Below are 25,605 nucleotides of genomic sequence, written 5' to 3'. Positions count from 1 at the left end.
GTGGTTTAAAGCTGGCCGCTGCGCGGCCAGCAGACTAAAGTCTTGAACAAAAAGAGGGCCCCGAAGGACCCTCTCTTAGTAGCGTTAGATATGGCTGCCTTAGCGAGCTTTGCCGCCCTGCGCCCCAGCGTTTTCTTCGCCTAGATCTCGCACACGCTCTGGCGCTCGACAAAGTAGGTCGACACGGCCGTCTTGCAGGTATAGCTCTTGGGGTTGCGGATGTTGCCCACCAGGCGACGCACCGCGATCTCGCCCACCTCGTGCTTGGGAACATGCACCGTGGTGAGCGGCGGGTTGGAGAAGGCGCCCAAAGACAGGTCGTCAAAGCCGATGATCGAGACATCCTCGGGCACGCGAATACCGTGCTCGTTGAACGCGCGCATGGCGCCCACGGCGAGCACGTCGTTCTCGGCAAAGAAAGCCGTCGGCAGATCGTCGCGCGAGACGTTGTCGAGCCACACGCCCATGTCGTGATAAGCGCCCTCGAGCGTGGTACCCAGCGTGACGTGCCATGCCGGGTTGGCCTCAAGATCCGCGTCCTCAAGCGCTTGGCGATAGCCGCGCTCGCGGTCCTTAAAGTTGCGGATCCGAAGGTCGCCCGCCAGATAGCCGATTTGCCTGTGGCCTTTCTCGATAAGGTAATCCACGGCACGCAGCACCGAATCGGTGTTGGCGATGACTACGGCATCGAAGTACTGGCGATCGCTCCAGCCGTCGAGCACAATCAGGTGGGCGGCAGCGTCGGCGAACAGGGCGTAGTCCTCCTCGCCCAGCTCGGTACCCATCAGCACGATGGCGGCCGACGGGTCGGCGATCAGGCCCTCGACCTGCGGGCGCACGGCGTCCAGGTCGCTAAAGTCGAGCGAGACAAAGCTCGTGCTCATGCCGTGGCGACGCGCCTGGCGCTCCACGCCCTCGATGACCGCGGGATGGAAGGTGCTCTCGTCCAGGATGGCGCCCGTCTTGCGCGCAAGCACAAACTGGATGCTCTCGAGCTGCGTCGACTGCTGATAGCCAAGCGACTGCGCGCACTCCAGGATGACCTTGGCGGTCTCCTCGCTCACGCTGCGCTTGCGGTTGAGCGCGTTGGACACGGTTGCGGGCGAAAAGCCGGTAATGCGGCTGATCTCGCGGACGCTTGCTTTAGCCATCGTTCCCCCTAGCATCGGTCGCGGCCGAGCATCGTGGCTTGACCGCCCCGTGGCTCGGCAACTAAACGACCGCAAATTCAATCTAAACAGAAGAGTAAATGTTTATTAGCTAGTTTAGCCTGTTGTCAAGCAAAGTGGCGCGACTATTCCCCCAACGGGCGCATTTGTCCATCTTAACGTTATTACGCAAGGTCTTCGCCATTGCTTGCTATTACGCGTCGGTACCATTCGAAGCTTTTCTTTTTACATCTCTCAAACGAGCCCGCACCGCTATCGTCTCGATCGACATAGATAAACCCGTAGCGCTTACGCATCTGTCCTGTGGCGACCGAAACCAAATCGATCGGGCCCCAACAGGTATATCCCATGAGTTCCACCCCGTCGAGCTCGACGGTCTCCCTCATCGCCTCGATGTGGGCCCGCAGGTATTCAACTCGATAGTCGTCTTCTATTTCACCCGAATCTTCCGGCACATCAGGAGCACCCAAACCGTTTTCGACGATGAACAGCGGCTTTTGATAGCGATCCCAGATTTCATTCATGGTGACGCGCAGCCCTTTGGGGTCGATAAACCTCCCCCAAGGCTCCTGTTTTAGATACGGATTAGGCGCCGAGCGAAGAAGGTTCGAATCGAACTGACCTTCCGCATGCGCTTTTGCGACGCGCGTCGAGTAATACGAAAACGAGACGAAATCGACCAGGTTTGCAGCCAGTACTTCGCGGTCATCATCCCGATAGGGCACCTCAAAACCATGGCGGGCGTATTCCTTGAGAACATAGCTCGGGTACGCACCGCGCACCTGGACGTCGGTAAACATGTAATGGCTGCGATTCTCAGCCTGCGCAGCCAGCACATCGTCCGGATCACATGTAGCCGGATAGAAGACACCTGCGTTGAGCATGCAACCGATCTTCGCCCCGGGGCACAGTTCATGACACGCCCCGACCGCACGGGCACTCGCAACCAATACATGGTGCACGGCCGTGTGAACCGTTGCATAGCGATTCTCCCCTTGCTCGAAGATGATCCCCGCCGCCATAAAGCACGCCTGCGTCATGATGTTGATCTCGTTAAAGGTCAGCCAATAATTGACCAATCCCCGATAGCGCTCGAACACGGTACGCGAATATCGATCGAACAGGTCGACCAACCTGCGATCGCGCCATCCGCCATACGCATCGACGAGATGCATGGGGACATCATAGTGGTTGAGCGTCACCAAAGGCTCAATGCCATGCGCGCGGCACGTCCTAAAAACATCCTCGTAAAAGGCAAGGCCTTCTTCATTGGGCTCGGCTTCGTCTCCTTTGGGAAAAATGCGGCTCCAGGCGATCGATAGGCGCAGGCATTTAAAACCCATCTGGGCAAACAGTTCAATATCCTGCTTGTACCTATGGTAAAAATCAATGCCTTTGCGAGCGGGATAGAAGCTGTCGGGTGCCAACGCACGCGGATCAAGGTCTCCCCGCATGACGTCCATGCGTTGATCGCCAAACGGCAGCATGTCGGAATTGGCTAAACCGCGACCGCCTTCGCTCCATCCTCCCTCGCACTGGTTTGCAGCCAGAGCCCCGCCCCATAAAAAATCTTCTCTAAACATTATGGTGTCGTCCTTTCTATCAAATTCCCGGCCCACGCTGTCGAACGCAACGGACTCGGCAAGTGCCGCGCAACAGCACAGTACCGTTGCGCGGCCAAGGGGTCGGACCGCGCAACGGCTGGGGAGCATATTTGTGCAGTAGCCTCTTATGCCTCGACGGATTCAACAGCCTCAGAATCGCCGCTCTTGGACTTCAACGGCATCTTCTCCTGTCCTTCAAATCCAAAAACCATCGCCAACGCAAACGTCACGGCACCGCCAGCAAGACACCCGATGGTGCCGGGGATGATATCCTGAGCAAACATGAGCACGTTCATCCATGGGAAACCAACGCCAGTGAAGATATAGACGTTGGCATGAAGAAGGCTTACCAGCAGACCACCGACAGCACCACCAATCATGTTCCAGGCAAGAGCTTTCTTGTCGCGAAACAGGATGCCGTAGATGATGGGCTCACTCACGCGACCGAAGGCATAGGTGATGAACAAGTTCCAGCCCGTGGCTCGATTCTCCTTGTCCTTAGCGCGCAGGCCATAGGCGAGCGCGATGGCAAGCGTGGTGTAGGCTACAACCGCGGCGCCGGGGTATAAGATGGCGTCGTAACCGTTCTGGAGCGCGGCGGGCAATATGGCGGTATAGATCGGCACGTGCATGCCGGTGGCGATGATCAGATTCCAGAATGCGCCGATAACCGCGGTCGCAGCGGGACCGGCAACAGAGGCGAGCCAAATGATGAAATCGGCCACAAGGCCCATGACAAATTGGACGGCAGGGCCGCAGAGGCACAGCGCGACCGGCAACATCACGAGCACCGTACCCACGGGTACGATCAGAATGCGCAACATATCAGGCGAGATCTTCTTAAAGAAGCGCTCAACATAGGACTGGGCCCAGGTGATCAAGATGACCGGAAGAACAGCCTGGGTGTAGTTGACGAGCTGCATGGGGATGCCGAAGACGCTGAAAGGCTTTCCGTCCTCAACAATAGCGAGCATGTCGGGATAAATCATCACAACAGCGATGAGCAGTGCCAGCACAGGACTCGTTTTGAACTTCTTAGCCGAGCTATAGGCGGCAAACACCGGGAAGTAGTAATACGCCGCATCGCCCACCAGGGAAAGGATCCGATACAGGTCGCTCGTTTCGGACATAAAACCGGCGCCTTCGGGCCCAAACAGAATAACGAGCATCTTGAAGATACCGGCGACACAAAAGATCGGAAGGATCGGGGTGATAGCGCCGCTCACGGCATCGAGCAGCTGATTGAAGAGGTGCTTAGGCGCCAAGCGCTCCTTCCAGCTAAGCTGAGGGCCATCGAGTTCCTCGTCAATCGATACCGTGACCTCGAATCCGCCCTGCTTACAAACCTCGTCGTAGACCTTGTCGACCGTGGGCCCGACCACCAGCTGCACCTGCCCTCCGGCGTGCACGACGCTGATGATAGACGAGATGTCCTCAAGCTTCTCATCATTCGAGAGGCTTTCATCCTTGAGGTTGAAGCGCAGGCGCGTCATGCAATGCGTAACCGAAGCCACGTTTTCCGCCCCGCCCACAGTGGAGAGAATCTGCTCTGCCACCTTTTTGTAATTTGCCATCATTGGCTCCTTTGCACAATCTTGGCTTACTGTTCGAATCGGCAAAGGTCATGCCCCGAATGGCTACGGGTTACAATTCTTTTTTGGAGATGATCCGGTTGAGATGGATCATCAGATAGAGTTCCTCCTCCTCGGAGAGCGTGGCGTCCCACGTTTCACGACAATAGGAACCGATATGCTTCACGCACTCTGCCAACTGCGGAAACTCCTCACGAAAGTTCTTGTACATCTGCATGTTGGCGCTGTTCAGCGACTCGCCGGCTTGAATGCGCTTGAACAGGTACCGCAGATGCGTGGCGAAGCGGGTGAAATCAAAGGAATCGCGGTCGACAATAATGCGGAAATCGCTTTCGAGAATCTCGATAACGTCCTCGAGCATATCGTCGAACTGCTTTGCGGGCTCGGCCGTGGCTTTGACGGCTTCAACAACCCGTGCGTTCACGAGATTCATCGCAATACTGGCAATCTCATCCTTGGGAAGCCGCTCTCCGAGCTCCTTCTCGAGTCGCATGACGATAAACTGGGCAGCCTTGTATTCCTTCGGATACGTCTCCCGCACTTCATAGGCAAGAGGCATCGCGATGCGGACCCCCTTTTGGGCTCGCGCAACGGCAAACGACAGGTGATCAGCCATGAACAGCGTCGCATTGGTCGAGAGGTCGTAGGGCAGTTCGTTGGCAACGATGTCCATAACTTTCGCCGCAAACATCACGATATCCGAGGGAAGATCCCTCATGACATCTTGTCCTTTAGGATCAATGTCGTAAAACGTATGCTCGATTTTAGAAAGAGGGAGCTCTCGAGGAAAATCTCCGCCGAAACCGACGCCCCTGCCCATGGCGATGACATCTCGCCCCTGTCCGTCACGGCAAAGAACCGCGTTGTTGTTAAGCTTTTTAATTGCAAGCATGGTGAACCTCCTTTCAAGAACACTCACAGAAAAAGGCATGATAGCCAATAGCAGTGCTATTGCGGTCATGCCTTACGTAACAATCCGTGTTGTATTGCTCTTGGGCATGCCTCCACACAGGAGTAACAATCCAAGATGCAGAATTCATTATAGCGCTCTCCCCGCCCCGGGGACCATCGGGCTGGCGAACGGTAGATGTCGGCCCGCCAGCGGCCACATCGAGCAGATGGGCGTGCTTCGATCCCGAGCCTAGCCTAGGATGCGGGCCATGCGCGCCTTGAACTCGGACAGAAAGCGCGGGGCATCCACGGTGAGCGCCACGAGCGCGCTCTTATCCGGGTCGGACAGTCGGTGTTCGTCGCAGATAGTGCGGCCGCGATACTCGCCGAGCAGGTCGACGCGCAAGTTGCAACCAAGTGCGCCCACGAGCGTGGGATCAATCGCCACGGCAACGGCAAGCGGATCGTGCAGCGCGCAGCCGCCCAGGTAGGGGGCGTTCATCTCGTACGAGCCAATGTAGTGCTCGACCATACTCGCAAACGCGCAACCGGCCATGGTGCCCGAGCCCGTCCAACCGGCAATGTCGCGGCGCGTCAGCACCACGCGATGCGTCACGTCAAGACCAACCATGGTGAGTTTGCGGCCCGAGCGCAGCACGGCGTCAGCGGCCTCGGGGTCGCTCGCCATGTTGGCCTCGGCACCGGCGCTCACGTTGCCGGGCACGGTCAGGGCACCGCCCATCACGACCACGCGGCCGATGGACATCATCGCCGCCGCGTCGCGCTCAAGGGCGAGCGCCAGGTTGGAGAGCGGACCGGTCGCCACATAGACCAAGTCGGGGCCATAGGTGCGCGCGGCATCGATCAGGTAATCGACCGCGGCGTTACCATCGGCCGACGTCGCCCCCACCGGCTCGTAGGGCGACGCGGGCACGCTTGCGCCGCCAATGCCGTTCTTGCCGTGGATGAGCGTCGTGGACGCCGGCGGCGTATAGGGTTCGGTCGCCTTGATGGGACGATCGGCGCCCAGGTACACCGGCACCTCGGGACGACCCAACAGATCGAGCACCGCCAGGCAGTTATGTGCCGACTGGTCGACACGCACGTTACCGAAACATGTGGTAATGCCCACGAGTTCCACCTCGGGGCTCGCGATGGCATAGGCAAGCGCCATCGCATCGTCCACACCCATATCCAGATCAAGGATCAGCTTCTTGATTGCCATTGCTCTACTCCGCTTCTCCGTCTTGTACCAAATCGTCTAAATCAAACACGCGATCAACTTCGGCGCGCGTGGGAATCGACTGCTGTGCGCCCAGGCGCGACACCGTCACCGCCGAGGCGCGTGCACCCGCCGCCATGCACTCAAAGAGCGGCAGGCCCTCCAGACGAGCCGCGGCAAGCGCACCGATAAATGTATCGCCCGCGGCCGTCGTATCGACCAACGTGCTCGAGAGCGCCGGCATGCGCAGCGGCTCGCCGTCATCGCCGAGCGTAACCGACCCGGCGCCGCCCAACGTGATGACCGCAGCTCCGGCACCCTTGGCGAGCAGGGCATTGAGCGCCGCGACGCAGCTCGCATCATCCGCGGGCAAGATGCCCGTCAGCACCTGGCACTCAGTCTCGTTGGGACAGACCAGGTCGACCGCAGGCCAGGCCTCCGCAGGCAACTCGCAGGCAGGAGCTGGATTAAAGACCGTATAGAACCCCAGCTCGTGAGCGCAAACGAGCGCCTCGGCCGTCGCTGCAAGGTCACATTCGCCCTGGGCGATAAAGACGCTTCCGACAGCCGAGGCAATCTCGCTGGCGTCGCCGTCGAGCTCATGGGCCACCAGACGCCTCAACGCGCAGGCAACGTCCGCGCCCGCAAACGCATGGTTGGCGCCCGGTGACAGTATGATGCGGTTGTCGCCCTCGCAGCGAATGATGGTCGCCGTTCCCGTCTCCACGTCATCGCGATGCACTACAAAGTCACAGTCCACGCCGGCATCCTGGAGCCCCGCCACAAGCGCATCGCCAAAGGCATCACGCCCAACAGCGCCGATCATGCACGTGCGCGCACCCATGCGCGCGGCGGTGACGGCCTGGTTAGCGCCCTTGCCGCCGGCGTTGGTGATAAACCCGCTGCCGCCGACGGTCTCGCCCGCACGCGGCATGCGCTCGCACGCCACCGAAAGATCCATGTTCATGCTGCCGAACACCGCAACGATGCCGCAATCTGCCATGGAAACCTCCTCATCTGCGGGCCTTATGCCCACCGCCGGCCGTCGATCGTGCACTCTCGCACCCCCTATAACTTTAGTTCACTTTGATGTGGACGCGCGCTTGAGCTTGCGCCAGCAGCAAGCATTCACAGGGGCAGGCAGCTACAATGAAGGCGTGCTGATTATTCTCGTCATTGGATGATGTTTTATGGAACAACTCTCGCAATCGGGCTCGCGCGGTCGACGCCGCACGGGCAACGAGCCGGCGCCGCACGAACGCGTGAAGGGCGAACGCCGTGCCAACGAACCGCGACGCACCGCGAGCCCCCGTCGCGCTTCTGCCAACAACGCGGGCCGCGCCAACACTCCCGCCGCGGAGCAAACGTCTGCTCGCCCCAAGTCCCGCTACATCCCTGCACTCGACGGTCTGCGTACGCTCGCCGTCGTCGCGGTGGTGCTCTATCACCTTAACCTCACGTGGGCTCAGGGCGGCCTGCTTGGCGTCACGATCTTCTTTGTGCTTTCGGGCTATCTGATCACGCGCTTGCTGCTCAACGAAGTCGCTAAGACCGGACGCATCGACCTCAAGAGCTTCTGGATTCGCCGCATCCGTCGCCTGGTCCCCGCCGTGGTAACGGTAGTGTTTGTAACCTGCGCGCTGTGCACTATCTTTAACCACGTGATGCTCACCAAGATGCGCCCCGACATCCTGCCGTCGCTGCTGTTCTTCAACAACTGGTGGCAGATTACCCAAAACGTCTCGTACTTCAATGCTCTGGGCGACCCCTCGCCGCTCACGCACTTTTGGTCGCTTGCCATCGAGGAACAGTTCTACCTGATTTGGCCGCCACTGTTGTTTGCCATGGTATCCATGCATGTGAGCAAGCCCAACACGCGCCGCGTGGTTCTGGGCCTCGCCGCGGTATCCGCCCTTGCCATGATGGTGCTTTACAACCCCGCCGCCGACCCCAGCCGCGTGTACTACGGCACCGACACCCGCGTGTTCTCGCTGCTGCTGGGCGCCTGGATGGCCTTTATCCCCGATCGCGACCTGGCGCCCGTGCGCCTCGCGCATCGTCTGGGGCTCGACCGCCTGGTTGGCGCCGCCAGGCACGGAAAGAATGCCGAGAACAAACAGGGTACGAAGGCCGACAACGCAGCCGAGACTGCCCCAGCCCAGCCGAGCGCGCTCGTACGCTTTTGGTCCTCACCCGCATCCATCGATGTGTTGGGCGTCGTGGGCCTGGTTGGCCTTGCCGCCATGGTCGCGCTCACCAACGGCTACACGGCATTCCAGTATCGCGGAGGCACGCTGCTGTGCTCCATCCTTACGCTCATGGTCATCGCGGCCTGCGTGCAGCCCCAGGGAATGGTGGCCCGCGCGCTATCCGCCGAGCCGCTCGTATGGGTTGGCAAGCGCTCCTACAGCATCTACCTGTGGCACTATCCGCTGTTGCTGCTCATGAACCCGGTCGCCAACATCAACGATACGCCCTGGTGGCAGTACATTTTGCAGGTACTGCTGGTGGTCGCCGTGGCCGAGTGCTCCTACCGCTTTATCGAGACGCCGTTTAGGAAGGGCGTCTTCGGACGCACCGTCTCCGAGTTCCGCGATGGCACCACCACGCCTGCCAATTGGGTGCGCGCGCATATTCCCGTTTGCGCCGCCTGCGCTGTCGTACTGGTCGTTGCACTGGGCGGCTTGATCTTTGTGCCCGAGACGTCTGCACTCAGCGGCGAAGGTGCCGAAGTCCTCAACAAAGAAGCCAAAAACGCCACGCCTAAGGACCAGCAAGCGGCAGACGACACTGACAAGGACAACGACGGCTTCGCGGACGGCTCCTACGACCTGCTGATGATCGGTGACTCCGTGTCACTGCGCGCCGTGGACTCCTTTGATGGCGTGTTCCCGCACAGCCACATCGATGCCGAAAAGGGCCGCCAATTCGATGCAGGCCGTGCGACATTTGAGGGCTATATCCAGCAGAACCTTGCCGGCAAAATCGTGGTCTTTGCCCTGGGCACCAACGGCTTGGTGACCGACGACCAGATCGATGCCATCATGTCCCATGCCGGAGACAAGCGCATCGTGGTGTTTGTAAACACGCGCAGCCCGCAGCCGTGGGTTGGTTCGACCAACCAGGCCATTGCCAACGCTGCCACGCGCTACAAGAACGTGCGCGTTGTCGACTGGTACGGATACAGCGCTAACCGAAATGACCTGTTCGACGGCGATGGCACGCATCTATCGACCACCGGCGTGACCGAGCATCTCAACTTGATCCACGACGCGGTCAAGAAGGACCTGCCCGTGCACCCCGAGGACCACGTCAACGACCCGCAGCCGGCAGCCGTCAAGTCCGCCACCGACGCACTCGTCAACGCACTCGCCTTCAAGCCGCACAAGCTAGACACCGACAAGTAATCTGGCAGTTAGGGACACTCCTTCTATGCCGGCCCCTTGGGACACTCCCGCGACAAGTGAAAGCCGCCCCCGGGCTGTCAATTCCAGTCCGGGGGCGGCTTCGCAACAACATGCCAAGGGGTCGTGGGCAAAAAAGGGCAAATATGAGTACTGCTACCATTTTAGTAGCAGGCAAAACCGCCCAAAATGGCGTCCGAGCGACCCATGCAAACCACTAAAGCGGCCAACCTAGCTGGATTAGAGCCTGTTGTGGCAAACATTAATGAACACACTCAAGATTGTGTACATTATCTTCTTGCACATAAATGCCATCGCCTTAGCAACAGTACTCATTTTTGGCATATTTTGCCCACTGCCATATAACTAACCCCCTATAACAAGTAAAAAACAGGCCGCTGCTCATTGCTGCGGCCTGTCCGGAAGCTAAAAAGAGCGTTAAGCGCTGTAACCCATCGCCTGCAGCACAAACATGACGATCGTCAGCACCGTGATCACGCCGATGGTCGCCCACGTGAGCACGTTCCACACGCGGCCGTTGCGGTTGGCGCCCATAATGTGACGGTCGGCGGCGATAACCACCTGGAACACCAGAACCACAGGCAACAGCACGCCGTTGATGACCTGCGAGGTCATCATGATCTGGAACAGATCGACGCCGGGCATGAGCACCAGCACGGCCGAGATACCGATAATGGCTGTAATGATGCCGCGATAGACCGGAGCCTCGTCCCAACTGCGATCGGCGCCGCGCTCCCAGCCAAATGCCTCGCAGATGGCGCTGGACGTAACGCCCGGCAGCACGCAGGCAGCCAAGAAGCTCGCGGCGACCAGGCCCGAGGCGAACAGCACCGTGGACCACTGACCCGCGATAGGTTCCAGCGCACGGGCGGCGTCGGCAGCGTCGCTAATCTGAATACCCGCCGGGAACAACACCGTACCAGTCGTGATGATAATAAAGCCGGCAATGACATCGGCAGCAAGCGAGCCGCTCACGGTATCGATGCGCTGCAGCACGATATCGTCCTCGCCCGCGTTCTTATCGACCACGTTGTTCTGCGCCAAGAAAATCATCCACGGCGCGATGGTGGTACCGATCGTCGCGACCACGAGCGACACGTAGCTGGGGTCATTTTGAATGTTAGGCACGACCAGGTCGACCGCGACCTCACCCCAGTTGGGGCCAGCCATAAACGCGGCGACAATATAGGTCACGAACACGCAGCTCACCAGCAGCAGAATCTTCTCGATGCGCTGGAAACTACCCGACATGGTAAGCATCCACACCAGCAGCGCCACCAACGGCACCGAGATGCTCGCCGGAACGCCAAACAGAGCAAGGCCACTCGCGATGCCCGCAAACTCCGAAATGGTCACAGCCGTGTTGGCGATCAACAGCGCCGCCATAGCAAGTACACTCTTGCGCACGCCAAAGCGCTCGCGAATGAGCGATGCCAAGCCCTTGCCCGTGACGCAGCCGCAGCGCGCCGCGGTCTCCTGCGTCACGATGAGCAGCACAGTCATGACGGGAAGCATCCAGAGCATCTTGTAGCCATAGCTGGCGCCCGCGCTGGAATACGTTGCAATGCCGCCAGCGTCATTGCCCGAAAGCGCCGCCAGCAGACCGGGACCCATAGCGCCAAAGATGGCCGCGATGGTCAACTTTTGCTTGGTGCCCGACTTTTGCTTGGTATTTTGCACGCGACCACCTAACCCATGACCGACATGGTGAGCAGCACCGCAGCGGCGCAGTACGCTACGCACGAGATCATGACGGCAATAACGTTCATGGCGGTGCCCGACGTGTTGAGGTCATGCTCGTCACGCCAGAACAGCACCATCAGGTAAATCACGGCGCTCATGTTGCCAATCAGGCAGACGATGGCCGCAATGTTAAAGCAGCCGGTAAAGAGCTGTTCCTCAAACATGGGCGCGTCGGGGAACGCGGCGGTGCGCACCAGCTGGGCGCACAGGTAGGTCACGAGCGACAGGATCAGGCCCATGCCCGTGCTCTGGAAGAAGAACCCCAGATACGGCTTGGGCTCGTCATCGTGACCGTCATACTCCAGGAAGTAGTTCTTGACGAACGACACCATGCGCGAGGCCGCCAGCAGCACGAGCGGCATGGCGCACATGGGGAACACCACCAGATGCGCGGAGCCGAGCGCCGTCCCCAGCACCGTTGCCATGATGCACGAGGCAATGCCCCACACGACAACCCAGTACTGGCGATGCACGAACCAGCTGAGCACATTCGTCGAGTCGTCGGACGCGCTATCGCCCGAGCCGACGCCTGCGATCTGCAGGTCCTCCTGGTGCTCCTCGGCGATAACGTCCATGGCGTCATCAAAGGTCACGATACCCAGGATATGACGGTTCTCGTCGCAGACAGGGATGGCAACCAGGTCGTACTTGGTCATCTCGTCCGTCACGTCTTCCTGGTCCTCGTCGGGCGACACATAGACCAGGTCGCGATAGGCCAGCTGACCCAGCGTGGCGTCGCGGTCGGCTACGATCAGCGTGCGCAGCGAAAGCACGCCGGTCAGCATGCCGCTCGGATCCTCGGTATAGACGTAGTAGACGCTCTCGAAGTCCTCGTCGAGCTCGCGAATCGCCTCGATGGCGTCACCGACCGTTGCCGTAGCAGGCAGGGAGACAAACTCCGAGGTCATGATGCGGCCGGCGGTGTTGTCCTCGTAGCCCAGCAGATTACGAATCGCCTTCTCCTCCTTGACGCCCATCAGGCGCAAGAGCTTCTCGGCCTTCTCGTAATCGAGCTCGTCGATCAGATCGGCGGCGTCGTCCGGGTCCATCATGGCCAGCATCGACGATGCGTCGGTGTCGGACAGACCCTCGAGCATCTCGGTCATAAGCTCATCGTCATCGAACTCCGAGATGGCCTCGGCGGCCTGGGCAGTATCGAGCTGCGCAAACACCTGCGCACGTAGGCGCGGGTCGAGCTGCTCGATAATGTCGGCGATGTCGGCAGGGTGCAGCTCGCCGAGCGTCTTGTGCGACACCGAGAGCTGGATGTTCTTGGTCGAGCGGTCGAGCAGGTCCATGTAGGACCAGGCGATGATGTCCTCGCTGAGCGGCTTGCCCAGATGCTTCATAAAGCCCTCGACGACATGCTCGAGCGCGGGGCTAATCGCGCGCAGCAGGCCGCGGGCACCGACCTCGGCACCCAGCAGGCGCAGCTGGTTTTCGCCCGACATGGAGAACTTGATGTCGTTTACGCGCACGACCTTCATGCCCTGCGTGTCGACGATCTGCTTGTTGAGAACATCGCGCGCGAGCAGCAGCTCGGTCGGCTGCAGGTACGAAAAGCGGATTTCGGTGGCCGACGTCTTGAGGTACACGCCCGTCTCGTCGATACGGTCGACCCACTTGCGCCAGCTGATCATAAACGGCGTCTTGCCGGGACCGCGGAACGCGAGCGACGTCACGTGCGGAAAAACTTCGCCGGTAGCAATGCCAAAATCGTTGACCACGCCGAGCTTTTCGCCGTCGACGTCCAAGACCGGCAATTTGAGCATCTCACTCAGATAATTCAATGGTGCTCCCCATCATTATTCCTGCGGACCGCGGCCAGACGGGTACGCTATCCGTGGATTGTTTGATATGTATACGCATGCGCGGGCGGCACGCCGCTCGACGCTTACACCCCGTGCATGCGCAAATAGCACCTGCATGGGGTCATCGACTGTATGGTCGAGGTTTGGATTTCACCTGTAACCTTTCTCTTGACCCTCATTAACCGCAGTAACTATAGCATCAGCATCGCCCTGCGGCATCGAATTTATGCGCTGCACATTGCAGGCATACCAAACGCTGACGCATCCGTGACATAGCTGTTGGGGACGTTCTTAAACGACTACCCAATGACTACTCTGTGGTGTCGTCGTCCTCGGCAAGTTGGGGGAACACGGCGTCCTTGGGCATGGCGACCTTCGTCAACGAGGTGAGCTTTTTGCTCAGCGACGTGTCTGTCTTGACCAGGTCGCTGAGCGTCACGATCTTGTAGCCGTCGGCGACAAGGCCGTCGATAATCTGCGGCAGCGCCTCGAGTGTCTGCTCGGCGCATTCGTCTCTATCGGTGAGCAGCACGATATTGCCCGGCGTCACCGAATCGAGCACCGTCGAGACTTGCTCGTCGGCACCGTTGAGCAGCCAGTCGCCCGAGTCAATATTCCACGAGACCACGGCGGAGACCAGGTCCATCGCATCAATCCAGTTTTGCTCGTCAAAGGCAGCGTAGGGAGCACGCAGCAGCATCGTCTTCACGCCGGTCGCCGACTTAATCGCATCGGTGCCTTTCGTGATCTGTTCGCGTACCGCCTCACGGTCCCGACCCTTGAGCGAATCGTCGCTGTAGCTGTTGGATCCGATCTCGCACCCGGCATCGACAATCGCCTTGGCCGTGGCAGGCGAGGCCTCGGCCGCATCGCCCGAAAGGAAGAACGTCGCGGTGACGCCCTTTTCCTTGAGCACCTGCAGGATCTGCTTGGTGGCGCCGCTCGGACCCTCGTCAAACGTCAGCGCCACGTACTTTTTGTTGCCCTTGGGCGCCACGCTGGCGCACGCAACGACGCAATCGGTGGCGGGCACAACCTCGCCGCGGTCTTGCGTCTTGCCCGACTGCTCACCAACCCACACCTCGGAGCGGCCCTGGACACCCCACGTCTGCACATACTCGATAGCGCCCGTACCCTCGACCTTGAGCTTGGGCTCGATAACCGTAGCCTGAACCTCGTGCTTCTCGTAGATGTTACGGCCATCCTTGACCGTCACCTTCTCGCCGCCCTCAAGTTCGCGGCTATCCCATTTGCCCTGCTTCACGCGCTTGCCGTCGACCTTCACCGACAGCTTTTCGCCCCCATGGCGCTTGAGCACGCTGTCATCGACGGCCAGCAGGTCGCCTGCGTCGTAGGTGTCAGTCAACTCCTGGTCGTCGATGAGATTCTGCAGCGTAGAGCCCACACGCACCGCGGTCTTCTGGCCGTTGAGCTCCACGTCCACACTGCGGTTGACGTAGCCCACGACGGCAGCGATAAACAGCACGAGTGCGCAACCCACGGCAATGAGCGCATAGGGCAAGCGAGACGAACGACGGGGCGTACGGCTGTTGCCGATGCGAGCGCTGCGGCCGCTAAAGCCGCGGCTATGGTTGAGATACATCGCGCCGGGCTTACGGTGACGCTTGCGCTGACCGCTGGGCAGCTGCCCCAGGTCGCGGCGCGCCGTCGGACGCGCACCCGAACGCCCGTTTAAGTTGGATCCGTTTTGGCGCATGTGCCCTCCCCCATAAACACAGCAAGCCGGAGCAACAGGTCTCCGGCTTGCCTCCCATCATTTGGTACGTCGCTATTTTGTAGCTTTTGACGAGCCTCCGCTCGCCTTTTGGTATTCGTCCTTAAAGGCCTTGAACATGCCGCGCGTCTTGCCGAGCTGCTTGCCCAGTGCGCGACTGCCTTTGTCCACGGCAACCGATCCCTTGTCATCGAGCACCTTGGCGCCCTTCTTGACCTTATCGCCCACCACGACGCTTGCCTCGGCAGCCTTTGCGGCGGCGCCGCCCGAATACCCGAGCGACTTGACCTCGTCCGAAACAATCATCGCGCCGTCCGCATAGCCGCGCAGCATCGTCGGCGGCACCTGCGTGTCACCAACCAAAACACTCGAAGCAGCACCGGCGGTCACATAGAATGCCTGCACGATGCCCGAGCGTGGCTTGAACTCCACGTCCGAGCAATAGCCCACGACGTCGCCCGATTCCGTGCGCACGTCCATACCGACCCAGATGATGCAATCGTCCAGGTTGATGTCGAGGCGCTTGGCGGCGGCGGCATCGTAGGTGCCCTTGACGTCATCGACCGCGATGGCGCCCTCGTAGACACCAATGGCGTCGAGCGCTACGAATCGGTCGGGGCGCTCGATCATGCCCGCGATATCGGACTGGCGGACCATAAAGCCGACCACGCGCGTACCGCCCGGAGTAAAGACCGGAAAGTGAATCTTTCCGAGCTTTTTAGGGCTGCGCGGCGTGCCGTCCTTTTTGGTGCGCTTGTCCTCGGTAGGCTTGCGATAGATCTTGGCGCCGACAAAATCCCCGGCGCGCATTATGCCTCGGTCGAGGGCTCCGCAGCCTCGGTATCAGCCTCGACGGCGTTCTCGACCACGACGTCGGCGGCAGGCGTCACGTTGCCGCCCGAAATGGCGTCGTTGAGCTGCTCGCGCAGCTGGTCCATGCGCTCGCGGGCCAGGTCGACCTTGGCGCGCAGGTCATCGGTCTTGGCGTCGACCATCGGGCCAAAGTCATTCACCGCAGCACGGGCCTCCTCGGCGCTGTGCTCGTAGGTGTCGCGCATATTGTCCCAGGCGTCGTTGGCGATATCGGCAGCCATGGCGCGGGTCTCGGCGCCCGAGCGCGGGGCCAGAGCAACGCCGACAATAGCGCCGGCAGCGGCACCAAAAAGTGCGCCGGAGACAAAGCTGAAAGTCTTACCCATGATCATTCCTCTCCTGCAGGCACGTCGGTGCCCACCGTTTGAATGCTGTCCATTATACCCGCAGCGCATCACTTGCCGCTCCGCTCATCTGCGTACGGCAAAGGCGCAGGTACGTGATGGTGATAAACGCGTAGGCCTACTCTTGGGGCATAGCCGGCATGGCCACCGTGGCACCCGGGTCCTCGCCGGCGCCGTCCACGAGCGGCAGGCCGCCCTCATGCGCAGGTCCTGCCGGAACCGTCGCAGCACCGCCAAAGACGGCAGCGGAGGCCTCGTGGTTCTCGGCAACCGCGCCCTCGGTATCAATCGCCACCTGGGGCTCGTCGTCAAAGTTGGGGACGCCCTGGGGCTCGGCGGGAACGGGCTCGGCGGTCGCATCGGCAACGGGCTCGGCGTCGACCGGCACATCGCCCTCGTCAGCGCCCTCGTCCTCGGCAGCATCTTCGCCGTTCGCAGCGGCGACGGCCTCGTGAGGATCCTTGCCCTCGGCCTCGGCGCGCATGCCCAGTACCAGGTTGCGCAGGCCCGCGACCGTGCCCTCCACGTCGGGGGCAGGCTGGTCGGCGTGCAGGTACGCCCAGTCCATCATAAAGGTTGCCGACGACAGCGCACCGATGGCCAGCGCGTCGTCGGGGCACGAAAGCTCAACCTCAAAGACGCGCTCGTCGTGCTCGCTTACGCGCGTGCGGCCGCACGAAATGCTGCCGGCAAGACCGGTCTCGTTCATGAGCTCGACCGTCACATGCTCAAGCAGATGGCAAAGCTCGGTCTGGCCCATGCAGTCCTGGAACTCGCGACCGGAATCACCCAGGCACAGGTGCTTGGCAATCGCCGGCACCAGGTAATACACGCGCGCCGTGGCCTCGATATCCTCCGAGGTCATGAGCGGCATGCCGGGGTTCACCAGCACATGCGCGCAGATCTTGTCCTCGCTGACGGTGACCTTAAGGATGTTGAACAGGCCTGCCATAACTCTCCCCTACTCTTCCTTGCCCTACTCGTCGCCATCATGCGGATCCACAGAGCCCGCACCCGACGTCGCCGGCTTCTCTGCCGAAGACTCGGAATCCTTCTTATCGGTTTCGGCCGGAGCGATCACGCGGATGAGCGAGATGCGCTGGCCACGCATCGACTGCACCTTGAACTTGTACCCTGCAACCTCAAACACCTCTCCGATGTCGGGCACCGAGTCGCAAAGCTCCAAAATCCAGCCGGCGATGGTCTCATAATCATCGCTTTCCTCGAGCGGCCAACCAAGCTCAATCGCGTCATCGCACGAAAAACGCCCATCGACGAGCCACTCGCGGCGCGAAAGGCGCGTGAGGTACTTGTTGTCGGGGTCGAACTCGTCCTCGATCTCGCCCACGATCTCCTCGACGATGTCCTCGATGGTGATGATGCCGGCCGTACCGCCGTACTCGTCCACGACGACCACGATTTGGTCGTGCGAGGTCTGCATCTCGGACAGCAGCGGCAGGATATCCTTGGTATCGGGCACAAAGGCCGCGTCGCGCAAGAACCCGGCGATAGGCTGGTCGCCCTTGCCATCGAGCGCAGGCTGGATCAGGTCCTTGATGTGCGCGATGCCGGCAACGTTGTCGGGATCCTCGTGATAGACGGGGATGCGGCTAAAGCCGGTCTGACGCATGGTGGACAGCACGTCGGCGACCGTCTCGTCGTCCTCGCACATGGTGGTGTCCACGCGCGGCACCATGACCTCGCGGGCAACGGTGTCGCCCAGGTCGAAGATCTCGTGGATCATGCGCTTTTCCTCGTCGAGCAGGTCGTCCTGCTCCGAGACCATGTACTTGATCTCTTCTTCCGAGACGTTCTGGCGGTCGTCGGCACTCTTGATGCGCAGGATGCGGGCCAGGCCATCGGAGCAAGCGCCAGTCAGCCACACGAGCGGACGGGCGATCTTCTGGAACACGGAAAGCGGGCCCACGACCTGCTTGGACACGCCCTCGGCATTGGCCAGGCCGATGCGCTTGGGGACGAGCTCGCCGATCACGATGGATACGAAGGCGACCGCGACGGTAATGATGACCGGCGCCAGGCCGCGCGCGATGGCGGAGAGCGGCGCGATGCCAAAGCTCATGAGCCACGTGGCGAGCGGGTCGGACAGACTCGTCGAGGCGACGGCGGACGAGGCGAAGCCCACGAGCGTAATGGCAACCTGGATGGTGGCGAGCAGCTGGTCGGAGTCGGCAGCTAGCTTAATGGCATGCTCGGCGCGCTTGTCGCCTTCCTCGGCCTCGTGCTCCAGCACGGCGCGCTTGGCCGTGGTGAGCGCCATCTCGGACATAGAGAAGTAGCCGTTGATGAGGGTCAAAACGAGGGTGGTGATAAGGGAGATGGTTATGTCCATCGGGAGTTTCTCGAACCTCCAAGATTCGGGACGTCGGATTAAAACGTTGACGGCGGATACGGCAATTGCACCGGCGCCCAAACAAGGACGCGGGCGCGCAGGCGTGGTCGCTAGATTACGAAGAGGATCACCGCCATGAACTGGAAGATACTGCCGGCGAGCACCCACAGGTGAAACACACTGTGCAGGTAGCGCACGTTTTTGGCGATGTAGAACGGCACGCCCACGGTGTAGCACACGCCGCCGACAGCGAGCAGGGCAAGTGCCACGGGGTTGAGCAGCGACACGAGCTCGGGCAGCTTAAAGACGACGAGCCAGCCCATCAGCAGATAGACCACGCCGCTTACCCAATGTGGCTGGCGCTCGCGCAGGAAGCACTCGAGGGCAATGCCGATGATGGCGATGGCCCATACGGCAAAGAACAGCACAGCGCCGCCGTCGTTTGCGAGCGTGATGAGGCAAAACGGCGTATAGCTGCCGGCTATGAGCAGGTAGATGCAGCTGTGGTCGATGATGCGAAACACGCGCTTGGCGCGCGCGGGCTGAATCGCGTGGTAGAGCGTGGAGGCTAGGTATTCGAGAATAATGCTGACACCATAGACAATCGCCGCGGCCATGTGGGCCGGGCCTCCGCCGCGCAGGGCAGCGAATACGATCAGGAGCACCAGGCCCGCGATACCCAGCAGGCAGCCGACACCATGGGTGACGGAGTTCATGATCTCCTCGCCCACCGTGTAGTGTGGAACGGCCGCGGTCTTGGGTCGCGGCTTAGAACTGTCGCTCGAATCGGACATGCCGGTTACATCCTCCAACGTAAAGAGTTCTCAACACTATATCAAAGCGTCTAGGTACGTGCGAAATTTGCACCATACGTGACCCTTTGTTTACCCATTCTTTGCCTGTTGACGCATCAACGGCGAACGTCCATAATGCGCTTGCATTAAATGTTGATGTATTAACATCTTATAGGAAAGCTTCCTATGTCTCAAAACGCACGTTCCCATCGAAAGCTCAAGATAGCCGGCGTCGTTGCGCTGGTGCTCGTTGTCGCGCTGTTGGGGTTTGCCGGCAACTTCTTGTTCGACTTTGCCCTGAATCCCCAAGCGCCCTACACCATGAAGATGATGCAGGACAGCAAGGACGCCGAAAAGGGCGAGCAGATGGACGCCGAGGAGGGCGAGGCGCGGGCGTGGTTTAAAGAGAACCGCGAGAGCAGCAGCCTCACCGCGGACGACGGGACTGAGCTCGCCGCCTGGTATTTTGCTGCGTCGGAGAGCACGCACGACTACGCAGTCTGCCTGCATGGATATACCAACGAGCCCATCGGTATGGCCCGATACGTCAAGCGATTCCACGACCGCGGCATGAACGTACTCGCACCCGCCGCCCGCGCCCACGAGCGCTCCGGCGGCGACTATATCGGCATGGGCTGGCCCGAGCGCCTCGACATCGTCGCATGGATCGAGCGAATCGTTCAGGCTGACCCCGAGGCGCGCATCCTGGTCTTTGGCGAGTCGATGGGTGCGGCAACCGCCATGAACGTCGCGGGGGAATCTCTGCCCGCAAACGTGAAATGCATTATCGAGGACTGCGGTTATACGAGTGTTTGGGACGAGTTTTCTCTGCAGCTCAAGGACGTGTTCGGCCTGCCCAGCTTTCCCTTGCTCGATGTAGCAAACTTAGTGTGCAACGTGCGCGCAGGCTACGACTTTCATAAGGCGAGCAGTGTGGAGCAACTCGAACACGCGACAGTTCCCATGCTGTTTATCCACGGCGACCAGGACACCTTTGTACCGTACAGCATGCTCGACCAAAACTACGACACGTGCGCCAGCAAGGTCAAGCAAAAGCTCACTATCCATGGCGCCACCCACGCCAAGAGTGCGCAAGTTGACCCCGAGCTCTACTGGAACACAGTCAATAACTTCCTCGACGAGCACTTTTAGGCAAAAAGCAACGTCTGGGGTTTTGTTGCCAAAAATCGGTTTGTGGTCGGCGCTATTCGATTTTCCTCGCACTTCCAAAAAGCCGCCCGTGGGCGCTGTGCTCACGGGCGGCTTTTGCTCAACTTACGCTACAAAGGCGCTTATTTTGTCCAATAGCTAGGCGCTACTTGACCTCGATAAGCTCGTACTTGCTCGTGCCCAGGCCGATCTTCTCGGCATGCGCGATGCACACTCGCCAGTCGGTGTCGGGATGCGTGATGCAGAAGGGATCCTTGGCCTGCTCGCCCTCCAGATGCTCGTGGTTGTGCTCCATCTTGGCCGCGCTATCGGTGAGCTCGGTGTTGGGCAGCGGCTCGGATGCCATGACGGCATCGGCGCAGGCCTGATCGATGGCGACCGGGTCGAAGCTCGCAAACATGCCGATATCGTTGACGATAGGCGTGTCGTTTTCGGGATGGCAATCGCAATTGGGGCTGATGTCCATGGCAAGCGAGATGTGGAAGCTCGGGCGGCCGTCGACAACGGCCTTTGTATACTCGGCGATCTTGCAGTTGAGCACGTCGGCCGCGGCGTCATAGCCGGGCTTGATGCAGTCCTGGTTGCATGCCGCAATGCAGCGTCCGCAGCCCACGCAGCGATCGTGGTCGATGGCAGCGACGTGAACCGTGCGGGTGTTGCCGTTGGCAAGCTCGCGCTCGCGGGTGTCGTCGAACGAGACAGCGTTGTGCGCGCAGATCTTTTCGCAGGCGCGGCAGCCAACGCAGTGCTCGGCCGCGACGTTCGGCTTGCCGGCGGCATGCTGCTCCATCTTGCCGGCACGGCTGCCGCCTCCCATGCCCAGGTTCTTCATGGCGCCGCCAAAACCGGCCTGCTCATGACCCTTAAAGTGGGTGAGGCTGATCACGATATCGGCATCCATGAGCGCCTGACCGATCTTGGCCTCGTGCACGTACTCGCCGCCCTCGACCGGGACGAGCGCCTCGTCGGTGCCCTTGAGGCCATCGGCGATGATGACCTGGCAGCCCGTGGCATACGGGGTAAAGCCGTTCTGGTAGGCGGTGTCAATGTGCTCGAGCGCGTTTTTGCGGCTACCGACGTAGAGCGTATTGCAGTCGGTGAGGAAGGGCTTGCCGCCCAGCTCCTTCACCACGTCCGCGACGGCGCGGGCGTAGTTGGGGCGCAAAAAGCTCAGGTTGCCCAGCTCGCCAAAGTGAATCTTGATGGCGACGAACTTGTTCTCGAAGTCGATCTGCTCAATACCGGCGTGACGAATGAGGCGCTTGAGCTTGTCGAGCTGGCTCTCGCGAGCATGCGTGCGCAGGTTGGTGAAGTACACCTTAGCGGGTGCTGCGGGTGCAGTTGCGGTCATAGATCTATCCCCTCGGTCTATATGGCGTTACAGACATAAGAGGATGGTACCAGTTAAAGCAGAGTTAAAGTCAAGTACGGCACCTAGTCATTGGGGACGTTCTTAAATGACTACTCCTGCACCTTGAGGGCTTCGGCCAGGCTGACGCGCTTGATGGAGCGCGTGTGCAGCAGTGCCACGACCAGGTAGGTCGCAAAGCCAATGCCGACGCATGCAGCCATAGACCAAGCGGGCACGTAGATCTCGATATTGCCGTTGTAGGCGAGCAGCATCGAGCGGAAGATGGCCGTGAGCGAGCCGATGATCACCGGCAGGCTCAGCACGAGCGACACCGCCACGCACAGCGTGATCGAGCGGATGTACAGATGCGAGATCTCTCTATCGCGATAGCCAAAGACTTTCATGTAGCTGATCGAACGGGCGCTGTGGTCGATCACCGCCTTGGTCAGCAGGTACATAAACAGCAGGAAGATAAACACCGCGAGCCCGACCATCATGCCGATCATTTTGCTCATCATGCCGATGAACTGGTCGCCCACGGCGCGCATGTCGTCGGGCGTGGTGTCGCCGGCAAAGTAACGAGCATCGAGGTCGAGCTTCTCGTCGCTCACATAGCCGTTAAAGTAGGCGGCGTCGTTGCCGAACAGCTCGTTAAAGTCGTCGATACTCATATAGATATTCATGTCCGACTTGGAGCCCCAGGCACAGTCCTTGCCCGCGTACTCAAGGGAATAATGCTCCCCCTCGTACTTGTCGATGAGCGTGACCTTCTGGCCCTCGCTCCAGCCAAACTTGTCGAGCAGGCCGCCGCCAAAGACGACGCGCCCATCGCCAACGTTGAGGTCTTTCCAATAGCGCGAATCGGGCGAGATGCCGTAGACGGAAATCGTCTCCTCGCCATTACCATCGCCGCGGTCGTATTGCAGCTGGTAAACGGCATATTTCTCGGTCTGCGCAATCTTGTCTGCACCGTTATCGGTCGTGTTAACCGGGTGAATGTCGTCGTTGTCAGTGTCGATCTTAGAGGCCTTGTCGATCAGGTCGATAGCCTCGTCGCGGTTGCAGCCGAGGGCATCGGCAAGATCGTCAAGGCGCGCGTAAAGCGCATCCTTCTTGTCCTGGACCTTGGCGAGCGCGTCCTGCACTGCGGCCAGGCTCTCGGCAGACGGAGATGCGGTCACGGCATCAGCTGCCGTCTGCGCCGCATCGGCCACGTCGTCAAGCTCGTCATCGGCATCTTGGGCGGCGGTGAGGAGCGCACCGTCCACCGACTGCAGGCGCTCGAGTGCCGACCACTGCTCGCGCTCCTCGGCAGTGCCCTCGAGCTCCAGCGGCGCCTTGAGCGTGTACTGGTGTTCGGCGACCAGGCTTGTCTCGAGGTTGTCCGCATAGTGCGTCATCGTGGGCAGGATCGCCAGGCCAAAGAGCATCAGCAGCGAGGCAAACGCAATGCCCACAAAGAGCGTGGCGAAGTTACCCAGGTTACGCAGGAAGATACGCAGGCGGAAGCGGGAAACAAAACCCATGCGCTCCGGCAGCTGCAAGCCGCGCTTGGTGCCCGATTTGCCGCTCGCCTCGTGGCGAAGAAACTGCAGCGGCGTCTTGCCCATCTTGCGAAGCAGGCCCACCAGCGTGATGAGAATGAGCGCGGCGGCGGGAACCACGGCACACTTCACAAAGATCTCCCAGCTCCAGTACACCTGGAAAGGTGGCAGGCTGTACGAACCGTAATAGAGGCTGCGCATGGGCTCGGTAAAGAACACAACTCCGAGCGCAGTGCCCAAAAGCGCCGCGACCACGCCCACGATAGCGGGAAGCGCAAGGTAGTGCAGCACGATCTCGCGTCGACGATAGCCGCTGGCGAGCAACGTGCCGATGATGGCGCTCTCCTCCTCGATGGTGGCGTCGGTAAGGACCACAAAGACAAACGCCATGATCACGATGATGATGTCGAGCAGCGTCATCCACATCATAGAGTCGCCGTCCACGTCGTCGCGCGCATAGCCAATGCCCTGGTTGGAATCGGCGTCGATCAGATCGTCCACGCGCGCATCGGCGTCGGTCAGCGCCTCGACCATATCTTGCTCGGCGTCAATGCGGTCCGCGGTGGGGAGGTCGCGATCGGTAAAGGTGAAGGAGTAGGTGTAGGCGGGTGCGCCACCGGCATCCTCGAGCGCGGCAAAGCCGCCATCGGTGACCTCGGCCACGCCGTACGTGATGGTGTTCACCGTAAAGTCCGAATTGTTGAGGAACAGCGCCTGGCTATCGGGCTGGGTCATGATGCCGCAAATGGTATAGGTGCGGCCCTCGAGCTCAACCTCATCGCCCACGGCAAGGTCGTTGTTGGTGGCAAAGACACGGTCGATGGCCACCTCATCGTCCGTCTTGGGCTCCTTGCCCTCACAGTAGGACGCGATATCGACCTTGGTGCGGTGCGCATAGGTGCGCAGCGTGCGCTTGGTGCCATCGTCGCCGGCGGTCTTTTTGATGACGGCGTCAATGGAGAAATTCTTATAGAGCGTGACGCCGCCGACGTCACTGGCGGCATCCTCGGCGGCCTTGAGCTGGTCGTCGGTAGCCTCGAAGGAGGTGGTCACGCGGCCGTCCTCAATCGTGTACGCATCGCGCATGTCGTCGATAAGGCAGCCGATGGAATGCGCTGCGAGCAAAAAGCCCGAGGTGAGAGCGATGCTTCCGCACATAAGCAAAAAGATGCCCAGGTACTTGCCGATATTGCGGCGCAGCTCGCGCGGGAGACGTTTTGCGAGAGGTGTCATGGCGCCGCCTACCAATCGAGCTCGGCAGCCGCAACGGGCGACTCGTTGAGCTCGTCCTCGACGATGCGCCCGTCGCGCAGGCGCAGCACGCGATTGGCCATGCGGGCGATGGCGGCATTGTGGGTGACAATGATGATGGTGCAGCCGTAGGTGCGGTTGACATCTTCCATGAGCTGCAAGATTTCCTTGGACGTCTTATAGTCAAGCGCACCCGTGGGCTCGTCGCACAGCAGCAGGCCCGGGTTTTTGACGAGCGCGCGACCGATGGCGCAACGCTGCTGCTGGCCGCCCGAGACCTGGCGCGGGAACTTGTTGCGATGTTCATAGAGGCCCAGCGAGCGCAGCAGCTCGTCAATGTTGAGCGGGTTTTTGGACAGGTGCGCCGTGACCTCGATGTTTTCCTTGATGGTGAGATCGGGCACCAGGTTGTAGAACTGGAAGACAAAGCCCAGCTCACGGCGGCGATACTCACCCAGGTCGGCGGCGTTGAGCGTGGTGAGGTCGCAGCCGTCCACCAGAATAGAGCCGGCGTCGGCATCCTCCAGGCCGCCGATCAGGTTGAGAAAGGTCGACTTGCCCGAGCCCGAGGGACCCAGCATGACGCAGATCTCGCCGCGGTTGATGGACGCGTCGATGCCATCGAGTACCGTCAGGCGCGCATCGCCGTCGCCGTAGTGTTTTTTGAGGTCCTTAACCTGGACGTAGGCTTGCTTCGTCGCCATACTATCCCCCATTGTTAGCCTTCTGCTACTTT

General features: G+C 60.5%; 19 protein-coding genes. 2 read left to right on the top strand and 17 right to left on the bottom strand.

Annotated features, from left to right (window positions below):
* Positions 1-140: 140 nt before the first annotated feature.
* The 6 genes from DXC52_RS03975 to DXC52_RS03950 form a co-directional block, all read right to left on the bottom strand.
* Positions 141-1,151 (bottom strand): LacI family DNA-binding transcriptional regulator, encoded by a 1,011-nt coding sequence (locus DXC52_RS03975; protein ID WP_199409446.1) that lies wholly within the window; start codon positions 1,149-1,151, stop codon positions 141-143.
* A 182-nt stretch (positions 1,152-1,333) separates the two neighbouring features.
* The gene (locus tag DXC52_RS03970) at positions 1,334-2,752 is read right to left on the bottom strand and encodes a 6-phospho-beta-glucosidase (protein WP_199409445.1); all 1,419 of its coding nucleotides are present in this window, start codon (positions 2,750-2,752) and stop codon (positions 1,334-1,336) included.
* Between the two features lie 146 nt (positions 2,753-2,898).
* Positions 2,899-4,347 carry a PTS transporter subunit EIIC gene (locus tag DXC52_RS03965; RefSeq protein ID WP_233504798.1) on the bottom strand — a complete coding sequence of 483 codons (1,449 nt, stop codon included), beginning with the start codon at positions 4,345-4,347 and terminating at the stop codon, positions 2,899-2,901.
* Between the two features lie 70 nt (positions 4,348-4,417).
* Positions 4,418-5,257: a PRD domain-containing protein gene (locus tag DXC52_RS03960; RefSeq protein ID WP_233504797.1), complete on the bottom strand. Its 840-nt coding sequence runs from the start codon at positions 5,255-5,257 to the stop codon at positions 4,418-4,420.
* Positions 5,258-5,506: 249 nt separating this feature from the next.
* A complete protein-coding gene (locus tag DXC52_RS03955; RefSeq protein ID WP_117746223.1) occupies positions 5,507-6,481 on the bottom strand; it encodes a nucleoside hydrolase in 975 nt (324 codons plus the stop codon).
* A gap of 4 nt (positions 6,482-6,485) precedes the next feature.
* Positions 6,486-7,481 (bottom strand): ribokinase, encoded by a 996-nt coding sequence (locus DXC52_RS03950; RefSeq protein ID WP_117746222.1) that lies wholly within the window; start codon positions 7,479-7,481, stop codon positions 6,486-6,488.
* Between the two features lie 187 nt (positions 7,482-7,668).
* Here DXC52_RS03950 and DXC52_RS03945 point away from each other — a divergent pair, with 187 nt between their 5' ends.
* Complete coding sequence (locus DXC52_RS03945; RefSeq protein ID WP_117746221.1) at positions 7,669-9,885, top strand: acyltransferase family protein; 2,217 nt, start codon at positions 7,669-7,671, stop codon at positions 9,883-9,885.
* A 435-nt stretch (positions 9,886-10,320) separates the two neighbouring features.
* Here DXC52_RS03945 and DXC52_RS03940 read toward each other — a convergent pair whose 3' ends face one another.
* From DXC52_RS03940 to DXC52_RS03905, 8 genes are all read right to left on the bottom strand, one after another.
* Positions 10,321-11,517: an Nramp family divalent metal transporter gene (locus DXC52_RS03940; RefSeq protein WP_117746231.1), complete on the bottom strand. Its 1,197-nt coding sequence runs from the start codon at positions 11,515-11,517 to the stop codon at positions 10,321-10,323.
* 74 nt (positions 11,518-11,591) lie between these two features.
* The gene (locus DXC52_RS03935; RefSeq protein WP_117746220.1) at positions 11,592-13,436 is read right to left on the bottom strand and encodes a magnesium transporter; all 1,845 of its coding nucleotides are present in this window, start codon (positions 13,434-13,436) and stop codon (positions 11,592-11,594) included.
* Between the two features lie 331 nt (positions 13,437-13,767).
* Positions 13,768-15,174 carry a polysaccharide deacetylase family protein gene (locus DXC52_RS03930; RefSeq protein ID WP_233504795.1) on the bottom strand — a complete coding sequence of 469 codons (1,407 nt, stop codon included), beginning with the start codon at positions 15,172-15,174 and terminating at the stop codon, positions 13,768-13,770.
* 72 nt (positions 15,175-15,246) lie between these two features.
* Positions 15,247-16,002 carry a PRC-barrel domain containing protein gene (locus tag DXC52_RS03925; RefSeq protein ID WP_117746219.1) on the bottom strand — a complete coding sequence of 252 codons (756 nt, stop codon included), beginning with the start codon at positions 16,000-16,002 and terminating at the stop codon, positions 15,247-15,249.
* A complete protein-coding gene (locus DXC52_RS03920; protein ID WP_035136593.1) occupies positions 16,002-16,391 on the bottom strand; it encodes a YtxH domain-containing protein in 390 nt (129 codons plus the stop codon). The genes DXC52_RS03925 and DXC52_RS03920 overlap by 1 nt, the downstream gene beginning before the upstream one ends.
* Positions 16,392-16,527: 136 nt before the next feature.
* Positions 16,528-17,361 (bottom strand): hypothetical protein, encoded by an 834-nt coding sequence (locus tag DXC52_RS10235; protein ID WP_229025622.1) that lies wholly within the window; start codon positions 17,359-17,361, stop codon positions 16,528-16,530.
* A gap of 24 nt (positions 17,362-17,385) precedes the next feature.
* On the bottom strand, positions 17,386-18,759 hold the full coding sequence (locus DXC52_RS03910; RefSeq protein WP_117746218.1) for a hemolysin family protein: 1,374 nt from the start codon (positions 18,757-18,759) through the stop codon (positions 17,386-17,388).
* Between the two features lie 110 nt (positions 18,760-18,869).
* Positions 18,870-19,553 (bottom strand): hemolysin III family protein, encoded by a 684-nt coding sequence (locus DXC52_RS03905; protein ID WP_192919514.1) that lies wholly within the window; start codon positions 19,551-19,553, stop codon positions 18,870-18,872.
* A 186-nt stretch (positions 19,554-19,739) separates the two neighbouring features.
* Here DXC52_RS03905 and DXC52_RS03900 point away from each other — a divergent pair, with 186 nt between their 5' ends.
* Positions 19,740-20,705 carry an alpha/beta hydrolase gene (locus DXC52_RS03900; protein ID WP_117746217.1) on the top strand — a complete coding sequence of 322 codons (966 nt, stop codon included), beginning with the start codon at positions 19,740-19,742 and terminating at the stop codon, positions 20,703-20,705.
* Between the two features lie 163 nt (positions 20,706-20,868).
* Here the strand turns inward: DXC52_RS03900 and DXC52_RS03895 are convergent, their stop codons facing one another.
* The 3 genes from DXC52_RS03895 to DXC52_RS03885 form a co-directional block, all read right to left on the bottom strand.
* Positions 20,869-22,074, bottom strand: a complete 1,206-nt coding sequence (locus tag DXC52_RS03895) for a DUF362 domain-containing protein (protein WP_117746216.1) — start codon at positions 22,072-22,074, stop codon at positions 20,869-20,871.
* Positions 22,075-22,184: 110 nt separating this feature from the next.
* Complete coding sequence (locus tag DXC52_RS03890; protein WP_117746215.1) at positions 22,185-24,851, bottom strand: ABC transporter permease; 2,667 nt, start codon at positions 24,849-24,851, stop codon at positions 22,185-22,187.
* Positions 24,852-24,859: 8 nt separating this feature from the next.
* On the bottom strand, positions 24,860-25,573 hold the full coding sequence (locus DXC52_RS03885; protein ID WP_233504793.1) for an ABC transporter ATP-binding protein: 714 nt from the start codon (positions 25,571-25,573) through the stop codon (positions 24,860-24,862).
* Positions 25,574-25,605: the final 32 nt, after the last annotated feature.

The organism is Collinsella sp. TF05-9AC (genome assembly GCF_003438495.1).
GTDB lineage: Bacteria > Actinomycetota > Coriobacteriia > Coriobacteriales > Coriobacteriaceae > Collinsella.
This window is presented reverse-complemented; position numbering and strand designations above follow the sequence as displayed.

What these genes read in the sequence shown, in the direction of transcription:
- DXC52_RS03975 (WP_199409446.1), bottom strand. Translation starts at nt 1,151, where the DNA reads ATGGCTAAAGCAAGCGTCCGCGAGATCAGCCGCATTACCGGCTTTTCG.
- DXC52_RS03970 (WP_199409445.1), bottom strand. Translation starts at nt 2,752, where the DNA reads ATGTTTAGAGAAGATTTTTTATGGGGCGGGGCTCTGGCTGCAAACCAG.
- DXC52_RS03965 (WP_233504798.1), bottom strand. Translation starts at nt 4,347, where the DNA reads ATGGCAAATTACAAAAAGGTGGCAGAGCAGATTCTCTCCACTGTGGGC.
- DXC52_RS03960 (WP_233504797.1), bottom strand. Translation starts at nt 5,257, where the DNA reads ATGCTTGCAATTAAAAAGCTTAACAACAACGCGGTTCTTTGCCGTGAC.
- DXC52_RS03955 (WP_117746223.1), bottom strand. Translation starts at nt 6,481, where the DNA reads ATGGCAATCAAGAAGCTGATCCTTGATCTGGATATGGGTGTGGACGAT.
- DXC52_RS03950 (WP_117746222.1), bottom strand. Translation starts at nt 7,481, where the DNA reads ATGGCAGATTGCGGCATCGTTGCGGTGTTCGGCAGCATGAACATGGAT.
- DXC52_RS03945 (WP_117746221.1), top strand. Translation starts at nt 7,669, where the DNA reads ATGGAACAACTCTCGCAATCGGGCTCGCGCGGTCGACGCCGCACGGGC.
- DXC52_RS03940 (WP_117746231.1), bottom strand. Translation starts at nt 11,517, where the DNA reads ATGGGTCCCGGTCTGCTGGCGGCGCTTTCGGGCAATGACGCTGGCGGC.
- DXC52_RS03930 (WP_233504795.1), bottom strand. Translation starts at nt 15,174, where the DNA reads ATGCGCCAAAACGGATCCAACTTAAACGGGCGTTCGGGTGCGCGTCCG.
- DXC52_RS03925 (WP_117746219.1), bottom strand. Translation starts at nt 16,002, where the DNA reads ATGCGCGCCGGGGATTTTGTCGGCGCCAAGATCTATCGCAAGCCTACC.
- DXC52_RS03920 (WP_035136593.1), bottom strand. Translation starts at nt 16,391, where the DNA reads ATGGGTAAGACTTTCAGCTTTGTCTCCGGCGCACTTTTTGGTGCCGCT.
- DXC52_RS10235 (WP_229025622.1), bottom strand. Translation starts at nt 17,361, where the DNA reads ATGGCAGGCCTGTTCAACATCCTTAAGGTCACCGTCAGCGAGGACAAG.
- DXC52_RS03910 (WP_117746218.1), bottom strand. Translation starts at nt 18,759, where the DNA reads ATGGACATAACCATCTCCCTTATCACCACCCTCGTTTTGACCCTCATC.
- DXC52_RS03905 (WP_192919514.1), bottom strand. Translation starts at nt 19,553, where the DNA reads ATGTCCGATTCGAGCGACAGTTCTAAGCCGCGACCCAAGACCGCGGCC.
- DXC52_RS03900 (WP_117746217.1), top strand. Translation starts at nt 19,740, where the DNA reads ATGTCTCAAAACGCACGTTCCCATCGAAAGCTCAAGATAGCCGGCGTC.
- DXC52_RS03895 (WP_117746216.1), bottom strand. Translation starts at nt 22,074, where the DNA reads ATGACCGCAACTGCACCCGCAGCACCCGCTAAGGTGTACTTCACCAAC.
- DXC52_RS03890 (WP_117746215.1), bottom strand. Translation starts at nt 24,851, where the DNA reads ATGACACCTCTCGCAAAACGTCTCCCGCGCGAGCTGCGCCGCAATATC.
- DXC52_RS03885 (WP_233504793.1), bottom strand. Translation starts at nt 25,573, where the DNA reads ATGGCGACGAAGCAAGCCTACGTCCAGGTTAAGGACCTCAAAAAACAC.